The sequence below is a fragment of the Streptomyces sp. GESEQ-35 genome (assembly GCF_017948485.1).
Lineage (GTDB): Bacteria > Actinomycetota > Actinomycetes > Streptomycetales > Streptomycetaceae > Streptomyces.
Map to the genome: position 1 here is coordinate 56,085 of NZ_JAFFSX010000023.1, position 11,502 is coordinate 67,586.

The window sequence follows — 11,502 nt, forward strand, 5'->3', positions numbered from 1 at the left end:
GCGGGGTCACCACATCCAGCGGAACACCACCAGGGTCCCGTAGGCGACACCCATCACCGGGAGGGAGGCGATGTAAAGCCTGCGCAGGGTCTTCAACGTGCTCCTTATTGCTCGTGGGGAAACCTGTCCGGCACCGATGATCACGCCGGCGCGCTGAAAATATCGAACGAGCGGCGGACATTGGGAGAATTTGCGGAACACGAACAGGCGTGGTAAATGCGAGATCGCCAGAGATGGCTGGCCACTCCAGAAGCGAAGGTCGCGGGTCAACTCCGCTCATTCCGCGGTGCGGTGGCGACGTCGGCGGCTTCCGGCCTACGGTGGACGGTCTGACCGCCAGTGGCAGCGGAGAGCCGAAGGAGAGCTGTGGACTCGGAATTGGCGACGCTCGTGGCAACCGGGGCAACGACGGTGGTCGGTCTCATGGTCACCGAGACATGGGAGCAGGCGAGGCAGCGTGTGGTACGGCTCTTCGCCCGAACCGGCGAAGCGACCACCGTGGACGAGGACTTGGACGAGTCCCGTGACACGCTGGCAGCAGTGGCCGGAACCTCGGACGAGGGGGACTTCACCTCCGACATCACGGCGATGGTACGGCTGCGGCTGCGCCGTCTCCTGGAGCAGGCTCCCGACGCCGCCGACGAACTCCATCTCTTCATCGAGGAATTCGCCGCCGCGGCGAGCAGCGGTGAGACGGGTGGGGTGCACAACAGCATCACCGGGGGCATGCAGCACGGTCCCGTGTTCCAGGGACAGTCCTTCTCGAATCTGACCATCCACAGCGCCGGGGCCGAAGCGCCGGATCAGCAAGACACTTAGGTGCCTACAGCTTGCCGATGTCCAGGTTCGCGATCGTCGTCCGCGCCACCTCGCGGCCCCGCTCCGTGAAGTCGCCCCTCCCCGGATAGCTGATCGTCACCTTGTACATGTCGCCGGCCGAGGTCTTGTAGTAGAAGATCTTCAGCTCGCGGGGGCGCGGGTACTGACTGTCGGTCGTGGTGTACGTGACCGTGTTCTCGGCCGACTGCCTGCCCTGGTACGTGGTCTGATCCGGCTTCGTCCGAGCGCCTTCGGGCATGGAGTAGTCGTAGTTGCCCTGGTCCTTGAACTCCTCGTTGTCGGCGTACATTTCGGCCGCGGCGGAGTTCTTGATCTCGTTCGAGGTGTCCTCGGACTTCCTGTACAGGTTCACGCCGATCCAGAGGCTGCCGCTCCAGTCGGAGTAGGTGACCCAGTTCTTCTCCGTGTCGTCGGCGTCCGGCCTGTCGGCCTGGTAGCTCGCGGGCACTTGCAGGGTCACACCCAGCTTCGGGTGCGCCCGTTTCGTCCAGCCGTCCGGCTGGGACCCGGCGAACGGGTCGGCGATCACCAGATACGCCGCCACCGCACCCGCGACGACCGCCGCACCGATCCCGAGCAACGCCTTGCGCCCCAGCCGGACGCCGCCCTTGCCGCCCTCGGCGATCCGCACGGTCTGCGTGGCGGCCGGCGCCGGCGGATCGGCGGCCTGCTCCAGCAGCGCACGCGTCTGCGCGGCGTTCGGGCGGCGGGCCGGGTCCTTCTGGAGCAGGCCGTTGATGGCCTCGGCGAGCTGGCCGGAGGCCGAAGCGGGCGGTGCGGGCGCGGCGTTGAGGACGGACTGGAGGGTGGCCGGGGTGTTGCTGCGGCGGAACGGCGAGACGCCCTCCGTCGCCGCGTACAGGACCACGCCCAGGGACCACAGGTCGCTTGCCGGGCCGGGGCGTTGGCCCAGCACCCGCTCCGGCGCGATGTACTCCGGCGAGCCGACGAAGCCGCCGGTGTCGGTCAGGTTCGTCTCGCCCTCGATCTGCGCGATGCCGAAGTCAGTGAGGACGACGCGGTCGTGACGGCCGAGAAGTACGTTGTCCGGCTTGACGTCCCGGTGCAGGATGCCCGCCGCGTGCGCGGCCTCCAGCGCACCCAGCACCTCAAGGCCGATTCTCGCCGCTTCCCGGACCCCGAGGGTGCCCTCCTGTAGCGCGTCACCCAGCGAGCGGCCCTGCACCAGCTCCATCACGATCCACGGCTGGCCGTCCACGACCGCGACGTCATGGACGTTCACGACCGAAGGGTGGTCGAGCCGGGCCGCGGCACGCGCCTCACGGCGCATCCGCTCAAAGGCGTTGGCTCGTTCACGGTCGGGAAGATGGTCCGGGATACGGGGCTCCTTGACGGCGACCTCACGGTCCACCGTCTCGTCCTTGGCGCGCCACACCGTGCCCATCCCGCCGTGCCCGAGCTTGGCCAGCAGCCGGTAACGACCCCCGATCAGCCGCCCGGCACCCGGGTCCTGCGCGGGCGCGGACTGCTGCGGCACCACCTGGGTCGGCGACGCGTACGGGTTGTCGGGGTGCGGCACCGCCGCGGGCGGATTCGGCGGTTGCAGACTGAAACTCGTTGGCTCGTCGGACCCGTAAGGGGCTCCCCCGTTGCTGCTCATGCCTCCATGCATATCGCGGCAAGCGCTCCAGGATCCACAGGGAACGCATTCCGGTCACAGAGCCGTGACTCAGCTTGCCGCTTATTCCCTGTTTACGCCCGTACGAACGTATCGAGCGCTACGTCGAAGTAGGCGCGCGCCTGCCGCTCCTGCCCCACCGGCGCCGAGATCTGAAGCTCGTACAACCGGCCGTCCTCCTGCCAGCACACCTCGTACGTGCGCCTCGCCGGCCCTTGTCCGGTCCAGGTGAACTCCCAGCGGGCGGCGGGATGTCCGTGGTGCGTGGTGGCGCTGACCCGGCCGTCGCGGTAACCGGCGTGGGTGTCCGGCCCCTTCTCGTGTGCGCGCCGCATCGCGCCCAGGGGTCCGCCGGGCTCGGGTGAGGTGGTCCGGACACTCAGGCGGAAGGTTTCTCCACGCGACACGTACAGCCCCTGTGCCCGACGCGTGAACCCCTCCGGCACGGCCAACGAGAACCCGGCCGGGTCCTCGGCAACCCGGTAACCCGAGGGTGCGATCACCGACTCCGCGGAACCCGGCGTGCCATCCCCACCGTTCATGAGCAGTGCCGCCGCCGACACCCCCGCCCCCGCCGTCGCGGCGGCCAGCAGCGCGCTCACCAGCACGCGCCGCCTCCGGTACGCCACAGCCTGCGGCGCCAGTCGCCCCGTGTCGAGGAAGTCCCGCAGCATCATCTCGGCCCGCTCCGCGTCCAGCCGCCGGTCCGGATCACGGTCCAGCAGTCCTCGTACGACGGGCAGCAGCGGCTCGGCCTGCACGGGCGGCCGTATGTCGTCGTCGATCACCGCGTGCACGATGCCGCCCAACGAGTCGCGCCGGAACGGCGATTCACCGCTCAGCGCCGCACACAGCAGCGCGCCCAGCGACCACAGGTCGGACTCGGGGCCGGTGCGGACGCCGGTCATGCGCTCGGGCGCGGTGTACTCGGGCGAGCCGACGAAGGAGCCGCTCTCGGTGAGCGTGGGGGCGCCCGCGAGCTGGGCGATGCCGAAGTCGGTGAGGACGACGCGGCCGGTGGCGGGTTCCAGCAGGACGTTCGCGGGTTTGAGGTCGCGATGCAGGACCCCGGCCGTGTGTGCGGTGCGCAGGGCGCTGAGCAGGGCGATGCCGATCCGGGCGGCCTCGGGGGCGTCGAGCGGGCCGTGTGCGGAGATGCGGTCGGCGAGGGAGCCGCCGTCGATCAACTCCATGACGATGTACGGGCGTTCGTCGTGCTCGACGACATCGTGGACGACGATGATGTGCGGGTGACTCAGCTGGGCGACCGCGCGCGCCTCACGCAGGGTGCGGTCGCGCTGCCGGCGGACCTCGTCCGCGGAGAGGGTGTCGTCCAGGAGCAGTTCCTTCACCGCCACCTGCCGGCGGAGGAGTTGGTCGGTCGCCCGCCAGACGACGCCCATACCGCCACGGCCCAGCCGCGCCTGAAGCACGTAACGACCCGCGATCAGACGGGGGTTGCCCCATCGGCCGTCCCCCTGCTCCCTCTGGGTCCCCATGCGCCCCATCATGCCGCAATGGACGGATCCCCTCCGGGGCGGCGACCGGCCAAGTCACGGGCGGTGGCCGAAAGTTCAGGAGGTGCTCGGCGGCTCCCGCCAGCTCTGCAGCACCGACTTGAACTGCTTGCTGATCGTCGCCCAGTCCGCTGCGGGCGACGACATGTAGATTGCGTACTCGGTGCCGTTCCGGGCGATGTACGTTTCCTCAATGGCCCGGCGTGGCCCGGGAACGTACGGAGGATCCTTCTCCAGCGCGGTCCAGGTGTACTCCCACAGCGCCCCCTCGCGATCACGGTAGATGTTCTCTTCCATGGTCACGCGCTCGTAGTCGACCAACCGCTTGAGCTGCTGTTCCAGATCCCGCTGGTGCTGGTACGGGTCGGCGAAGTCCGGCGAGCTGTCGATGGCGATGCGGACGAAGTGCTTACCGCCGTCGGGCGAGTAGTCGATCTGCGTGATCCCGCCCTCGTCGCTGTAGACCGAGCGTTCCCAGCCCTTGGGAAGGGCGAGGCCGAAACCGACCGGGTCGTCGATGGCCTCCCAGCCGTCGGGGACGGTGCCACCGCTATCCGTGGCGCTCGGCGAGGTGGACGGCGAGGGAGTAGGAGTGGGAGACACCGATGTGTCGTCCGTCTGCCGGCCCTCGTCCCACTTCTGCCACGCCACGGCGCCACCCCCGCCGACGAGCGCGGCGACCACGACGACCAGGGCGATCGTGCGCAGCCGGCGGCGCTTGGGCCGGGCGGGGGCCGCCCCGATGCCGGTCGGTGGCCCGAACGCCGTAGGTCCCGTGACGGGCGGGTACGGCGTGGCTGCATCCTGCCCCTGAGGGCCCTGCTGCATGTGCGGCGGCACATGTGCAGTGCCCGTCTCATGGTGGGCCGGCACATGTTGCGTCGGCACATGTTGCGTCGGCACATACACCTGCGCCCCGCTCGGCCGCCGCCCCTCCGCGGCCTCTGCGAGCATCTGCTCGGCGGTCGATGCGTCGGGCCGTTCGGCCGGATCCTTGCGCAGCAGGGCGGTGATGACGTCGCCGAGCGGGCCCGCGTTCTGCGGCGCGGTGGGCTCCTCCTCGACGACCGCCTGCATGGTGCTCAGCGGCGAGGTGCGGCGGAACGGCGACCTGCCCTCCACCGCCGTGTACAGCGTGGCGCCCAGCGCCCACAGGTCGGAGGACGGCCCCGGATCATGGCCGCGGACGCGCTCGGGGGCGAGGTAGTCGACCGAGCCGACGACCTCTCCGGTACGGGTGATCGTGTTGTCGCCCTCGATCTGCGCGATGCCGAAGTCGGTGAGGAGCACCCGGCCGTCCTGCGAGAGAAGGACGTTGCCGGGCTTCACATCGCGGTGCAGGACTCCGGCGGCGTGCGCGGCACGCAGCGCGCGCAGCACCCACAGGCCGATCCGGGCCGTCTCCTGCGGCGCGACACGCCCCTGCTCCTTCACCGCGTCAGCGAGCGAATGGCCCTCCACCAGCTCCATCACGATCCACGGCCGGCCGTCGTGCTCCAGCACATCGTGCACGGTGACGACGGCGCCATGGTTGATCCGCGCAGCCGCGCGCGCCTCCGCCCGGGTACGGGCGAGGAGCCGCTCCTGGTCGCTCTCGGAGACGTAGAGCGCGGCGGTCAGCTCCTTGATCGCGACCGCCCGGTGCAGCACCTCGTCATGCGCACGCCACACACGGCCCATGCCGCCGCTGCCGATCGAGTCGGCAAGCCGGTAGCGGCCCGCGAGGAGCAGGCCCTGCATCTGATTCACGTTGCCCCGCAATGGTCTTGACAGGGTCAGACTAAGGATCGCCCCGCCCGCTGGGAACCGCGGGGGTGCCACGGAGACCGCACTGTGACGGTTGTCGCTTCTGCGGCCGAGAGGGAACCAGGCCCGCAGACGCCGTCAGCCGGTGAATTGATAGGTGGCCGCGGCCTGCTCGTACAGCCGCGTCACCTCGTCCCGCTCGGCCTCCGGGCCGCGCAGTTGCAGCACGTGATACCGCCCGTCGATCAGGATCGCGAGGTTGCGCACGAACAGCTCTCGGTCGTCGGCGTCGGTCCAGGTGAACTGCCCCTCGGCCATGGTCCGCCCGCCCACCTGGATCGTCTTCAGCCCGGTGGAGGTGGCCCAGCTGGAGTCGCGATACGGCTGCAACTCGGGCTCCTCCTCCCGCTGGTACGCCATTGGATCGCTGCCGTACTCACCCGAGGTGTCCCGCCCCGGTACGACGATGAGCTCGAAGTCACCGTGCGAGTAGACGACTTGTCCCCGCCCGTTCTTCGGCGTCCGGTCCCAGCCGTTGGCGACGGCGACGGCGAAGCCCTCCTGGTCCTTGCGCAGGACGAAGCCGTCGGGGAGTTCGGGGCCGGTGGTCTGCGTCTCGTCGGAACCGGTCGACGCCGAAGGGCTGTCCGTGCCCGGCGAGGTCTGGTCGGGCCGCGGCTCACTGCTGGCCTCGGGCGACTGTGCGGGCGCCCCGCCGACCTCACCGGCGGACCCGGTCCGGTCGGTGTCGTCGGCGCCGCTGGTACCGGACTTGGGCATGAACAGCATGGCGTACGCGATCGCCGCCGCCATCGCCAGTAACACCAGCAGCAGCAACGTACGGCCGAGGCTCCGTGGCGAACGGCCCTCCCGCGACGCCCGCTTGTGCCGCCCGTGCGCACTCGTCGCGGGCAGCCCGGCGCGCCGCCTGCGCACCAGCTCGCCCTTGCGCCGCACGATCGGCAGCCGTTTCGGGTCGGCGGGCGGCGCGGCGACGACATGCGCACCGGCCTCGGGCTCGGGCGCCGCCCGCACCAGCGAACGCAGCCAGCCCCGCAACTCCTCGAACTCGAGCCGCTCGGTGGGGTCCTGCCGCAGCAGCGACTCGACCACCGGCCGCAGCGCACCGCACTCCTCCGCGAAGGCAGGCGGCTCCGCACACACCAGCTGCACCAGCTCGGCCGTCGACTCCTCCGGATACGGCGCATGCCCCTGCACGGCCCGGAAGAGCAACGCCCCGAGCGCCCACAGATCGGTGGCCGGCCCGATCGGCGCCGCCAACTGCCAGTTCTCGTGCACGGGCCCGGCCTGCTCCGGCGCCCACCGCTCCGTCACCGGCCCCACCACAGCCATCCGCGCCTGCCGCGCCCGCTCGGCCGCCAACGCACTGGCCGGCCCCCGCCGCACCGGCGCACCGGCAACGAGGTCGTCCCAGCGGCTGGGAGGCGGGGTCGGGGAGGCAGCGTCGGGGGGCGGGGAAGCTCCGGGGATGGGGATGGGACCTGAGAGTCCGGGGGTGTGGCCTGGGGCTCCTGCGTTGGGGCCAGGGAGTCCAGGGGTGTGGGCGGCGCCTCCTGGCATGGGGCCGTGTCCGCCTGAGTTGGGCACGGGGCCGTTCCCTACGGAAGGGAGCGCCGGACGGCCGCCGTGGCCGCTGCCCTGTCCCGCGCCTTGCCCATCGGCCCCGGCCTGCACACCACGCGGCACGGCCCCATGCCAGGAGGCGCCGCCCATACCGTAGGGGTCGGCGATCTGCCCCGGGGCCCCGCCGCCGCCCGGCGCCACGACACCGTTGCCCAGGGCATACGGCTGGTTCTCGACACCCTGGCCGGAGGGGTACGACGACTGGTCCGCGGTGAGTTCGGAGGGGGAGGACGGGTGGGGCACGCCCGTTCCGTCGGCGTACGGCGGGTGGGGCACGCCGGTCCCGTCGACGTACGGCGACTGCGGCGTGTCCGTTCCGTCGGCGTACGGCGGGTTGAGCGAGCCGGTCCCGTCGGCATACGGCGAGTGCGACGCGCCCGTCCCGTCGGCATACGGCGAATGCGGCGCGCCGCTCCCGGGGGCGTACGGAGGGTGATGGACATCGATTCCGTCGGCGTACGGCGCGTAACGGGCGTCGCTTCCATCGGCATACGGCTGCCCGGGCGCCCCACTCCCGGAGGCATACGGCGCGTTAAGGGCGTCGCTTCCGTCGGCATACGTCGGCCGAATCGCCCCGCTCCCAGAGGGGTACGCCCCCTGCGCCGAGCCGTCGGCCGGTGCGGGCGGGGTGCCCTCGGGGGAGGGGCGGGCCCCGGGAAGGGCGGCCCGACCGTTCTGCTGCGCCTCCTGGATGCGGGCCGCGGCCCGGGCGCCCGCTCGATACGCGGCGATCGCTCCGGCGCGCGCGGCCCGGATGTCGCCGCCTGTTTCGGGGGCCCTGCGGGCGAGTTCATTCGACGCGCTCGTGCCGTTCGCCGCTTCCGCCCCGACCGCCGGCAATCCCCCAGCCGCCCGAGCCTCGATCGCGGCCCGCCTCGCAGCCTCGGGATCGGCTTCGACGAGACCGGAACCACCACCGCTGCCGCCGGATCCACCGAAGCCACCAGGGCTCATCGGACCACCAGCACCGCCGAACCCCCTGGAGGCCCCGTGGCCACCAGACCCGCCGCCCCCGCGGCCGTCACCGGACCCCGGCGCGACACCGTCCGCCGGTCCCGCGCCCGCAGCCGGGCCGCCGTCGCCGTCCTCGGCCGGTACCGGGTCGTACCCGCACAGCGCCTCCTCCGCCGCCCCGACCGCGAGGCCGGTCAGCATGACGCGGCCGTCGTCGCAGACGAGGACCGTGCGGGCGGTGATGTTGCGGTGGACCCAGCCGTGGGCATGGAGGACGCGCAGGGCCATCAGGACGTCGGAGGCGACCTCGGCCGCCCGGTACGGCGTCAGCGCCTGCTCGGCGAGCAGGGCCGCCAGCGGCCGTGCGGCCACCAGTTCGCTGACGATCCACAGCGAACCGCCCTCGGCGAACACGTCGAAGACCTGGTCGAGCCGGGGATGGTCGGGAATCCGGGCCGCGGCCTGCGCGGCATCGACGGCGCGCCGCACCGCCGGGTCAGTGGGCCGCCGCGTGGCCGTACGCACCGGGGGTCGCCGCACACCACGCTCGCGCGCCCCACGGTCCCGCGCCGCGAATCCGTCCGGCAGCCGCGCGGTGAACCCGTCGGGCAGCCCCTCCGCGTCGAGCACCTCGGCCTCGACGACCTCCGGCAACGGCACCTGCCGGACCAGGACTTCCTGCCCGCTGTAGGTGTCGAAGGCCCGGGTCTCGGTGAGTTCGTACTCGTCGGACGGCGGCAGCGGCAGGCGGTAGCGGTCGGCGAGTACCCGACCCGCATAGTCGTCCACGTTGCCTCCCCCGGCCGCCCGGTTGGTCAATTCCGTTCGCCTTACGGCCCGTTCTGGATGCGTACGGTCCGCAACCATTCACGATACGTGCCGGAGGCAACCCGCATTGAGGGGATGACAGATCTCATGCCCCATTACCCCGGGCCGCTCACCTCACGACTTGGGTTCGAAGCTCTTCGCCAGCGTCTGCCAGGTGCTCTTGCGCAGCTCGCTGTCCCAGTTCGCGGCTTTCGCGGTGTACATCAGCGCGTATCCGTGGTCATCGTCCACGACGAACCCGCGGTCGATGGTCCGGTACTTCGTCCCGCTCTCCGAATAGGTGAACTCCCAGTCGGCCGTATTCCAACCGCGGTAGTTCACCGCCTCTATTCGGATCTTCTTGTACTGGGAGCGCGTCATGTACTGCTCCTGGCTCTTCCAGTCCGCCACCGGATCGCCCTTGGGCGTGGACGTCCAGGCGATGAGCAGCTTCTGCCCGTCGGGCCCGGTGAAACGGTCACCCGAGGCCCCCGCGGTCTGGTACTTCCACCCCTTGGGCAGCCCGATCGAGTACTGGCCGCCCTGGTGCGTGGTCTCCACCCCGGCCGACCCGCCGGCCTCCGCGCCACCGCCACCGGACGCACTCGCACTCGGCGTGCTCCCGGAGTTCGACCCGGCCGTCGACCCCGAACCCGCGGACTCCGTCGCCTTGCCGTCCGTACTCGTGCCCCCGCCGACGTCCTCCTTGGTCGAGGCGTTCGCGCTCGCCGAGGGCGAGGGCTTGGTGCCGCCGCCGCTCGCCGAGTCCTTCGAACCCTCGCCGTCCCCGCCCAGCGTCAACCACAGCACCGTGCCGAGCACGGCGAGCACCAGTACCGCCGCGATGATCACCAGCGTCCGCTTCGGCACCACGTCGGTGAGCGGCGCCCGAGGGACGGGCCGCGGCGGCAGGTCCGGCGGCGGTACCACGGGCCACCCCGAACTCCGGCCGCCCGCAGCCGCCTTCGTGCCCTGCGAGTCGCGGTCCCCGGACGTCCCACCCGAGGCCGATGCCGTGCTCGGCTGCACCGGGTCGGTCGCGCCGACGTCTTCGGAGCCCGAACCGGCCGTAGCGCTCGTGGACTTGGTGCGCGCCGTGGCGGCAGCCGCGGTCGCCGCCCCGGCCGACACGGCGGCCTTCCGCACGGAACGCATCGCGCCCCGCAGCCGCTCACCCGCCTCCGCGCCCGCCGAACCGGCCTTGTCCGCCGGCTCGTCCGGCTGCCCCGGCAGCGGCACGACCTTCGTCGCGTCAGCCGGCGGCTCCGGCTCGGCCTCCTTCGGCTCGGGTGCGTGGATCACCGCGTTGAGCATGGCCCGCGCACCCGCGTCGTCCAGCCGCTTGGCCGGGTCCTTGGTGAGCAGGCCGTAGATGACGTCCTTGAGCGGTCCCGCGTTCTTCGGCTCCTCCAGCGGCTCGGTCATCACCGCGGTGAGGGTCGCGATCGCGGATCCCTTGTCGTACGGCGGGGCACCCTCGACGGACGCGTACAGCAAGCCGCCGAGCGACCACAGGTCGGCCGCCGGTCCCGGCTTGTGCCCGCGGGCCCGCTCCGGGGAGATGTAGGAGGGCGCGCCGACGAGCATGCCGGTCGACGTGATGGACGGGTCGCCCTCGACCTGCGCGATCCCGAAGTCGGTGAGCACGACCCGGTCGGAGTCGGACTCCAGCAGGACGTTCGACGGCTTCACGTCCCGGTGCAGGATGCCCTCGCGGTGCGCGGACCGCAGCACGTCGAGGACCGCGAGGCCGACCTCGGCCGCGCGCCTGGGTTCCAGCAGGCCGTCCTCCCGGATGACCTCGGCGAGCGACTTGCCCTCGACGAGCTCCATCACGATCCACGGCCGGTCGTCCTCGTCGACCACGTCGAAGACCGTCACCGCACTGTTGTTACGGATCCGCGCGATCGCCTTGGCCTCGCGCAACGTGCGCGTGATCAGGCGTCGTTTCTCGTCCTCGTCGATGTTGGACGGAAATCTGAGCTCCTTGACGGCAACCGTCCGGCCCAGGGTCTCGTCATTGGCACGCCAGACCGTGCCCATGCCGCCGCGGCCGAGCACATCTCCCAGCCGGTACCGCCCGGCGAGGAGACGTGCGCTCTTGTCCTGACGGGATGTCCCCGCCCGCTCCGCCTCCGACATGCGTCCCCTCATGCAACCCGCCCTGACAGAGCCTCCATTGTCTCTCACCCGGCAAGTGCCCGACGCCCAGGGGGCCCCTGGGGCCGCCGCGAGGCCCGCGCAGCCGGAGCGCCGGTGAATCGCGCGTTCCGTGGAGCCGGATGAAGAGCCGCGACAAGGAAGAACCGTCGAGGCCGCCGCTTCGGACTCTACTGTCCGTTCCTGTGTCCCAGA

At 71.5% G+C, this 11,502-nt stretch carries 7 protein-coding genes; 1 reads left to right on the forward strand and 6 read right to left on the reverse strand.

All coding sequences use genetic code 11. The features are described 5' to 3' along the window. Positions 1–6: 6 nt before the first annotated feature. Positions 7–270 carry a hypothetical protein gene (locus KCH87_RS34485; protein WP_210591509.1) on the reverse strand — a complete coding sequence of 88 codons (264 nt, stop codon included), beginning with the start codon at positions 268–270 and terminating at the stop codon, positions 7–9. A 96-nt stretch (positions 271–366) separates the two neighbouring features. On the opposite strand from KCH87_RS34485, the gene KCH87_RS34490 reads away from it, so the two are divergent. Then, on the forward strand, positions 367–819 hold the full coding sequence (locus KCH87_RS34490) for a hypothetical protein (RefSeq protein WP_210591512.1): 453 nt from the start codon (positions 367–369) through the stop codon (positions 817–819). A 4-nt stretch (positions 820–823) separates the two neighbouring features. Here KCH87_RS34490 and KCH87_RS34495 read toward each other — a convergent pair whose 3' ends face one another. The 5 genes from KCH87_RS34495 to KCH87_RS34515 form a co-directional block, all read right to left on the reverse strand. Next, positions 824–2,461 carry a serine/threonine-protein kinase gene (locus KCH87_RS34495; protein ID WP_210591515.1) on the reverse strand — a complete coding sequence of 546 codons (1,638 nt, stop codon included), beginning with the start codon at positions 2,459–2,461 and terminating at the stop codon, positions 824–826. A gap of 92 nt (positions 2,462–2,553) precedes the next feature. Further along, the gene (locus KCH87_RS34500) at positions 2,554–3,987 is read right to left on the reverse strand and encodes a serine/threonine-protein kinase (protein ID WP_374199077.1); all 1,434 of its coding nucleotides are present in this window, start codon (positions 3,985–3,987) and stop codon (positions 2,554–2,556) included. Positions 3,988–4,053: 66 nt separating this feature from the next. Then, positions 4,054–5,736: a serine/threonine-protein kinase gene (locus tag KCH87_RS34505; RefSeq protein ID WP_210591519.1), complete on the reverse strand. Its 1,683-nt coding sequence runs from the start codon at positions 5,734–5,736 to the stop codon at positions 4,054–4,056. Between the two features lie 144 nt (positions 5,737–5,880). After that, complete coding sequence (locus tag KCH87_RS34510) at positions 5,881–9,129, reverse strand: protein kinase (protein ID WP_210591521.1); 3,249 nt, start codon at positions 9,127–9,129, stop codon at positions 5,881–5,883. A gap of 153 nt (positions 9,130–9,282) precedes the next feature. Beyond that, on the reverse strand, positions 9,283–11,289 hold the full coding sequence (locus KCH87_RS34515; RefSeq protein ID WP_210591751.1) for a serine/threonine-protein kinase: 2,007 nt from the start codon (positions 11,287–11,289) through the stop codon (positions 9,283–9,285). Positions 11,290–11,502: the final 213 nt, after the last annotated feature.

Bases quoted from the DNA above. Each gene is read 5' to 3' on its own strand.
- KCH87_RS34515 (WP_210591751.1), bottom strand. From the start codon at position 11,289: ATGTCGGAGGCGGAGCGGGCGGGGACATCCCGTCAGGACAAGAGCGCA.
- KCH87_RS34495 (WP_210591515.1), bottom strand. From the start codon at position 2,461: ATGAGCAGCAACGGGGGAGCCCCTTACGGGTCCGACGAGCCAACGAGT.
- KCH87_RS34500 (WP_374199077.1), bottom strand. From the start codon at position 3,987: ATGGGGCGCATGGGGACCCAGAGGGAGCAGGGGGACGGCCGATGGGGC.
- KCH87_RS34505 (WP_210591519.1), bottom strand. From the start codon at position 5,736: ATGCAGGGCCTGCTCCTCGCGGGCCGCTACCGGCTTGCCGACTCGATC.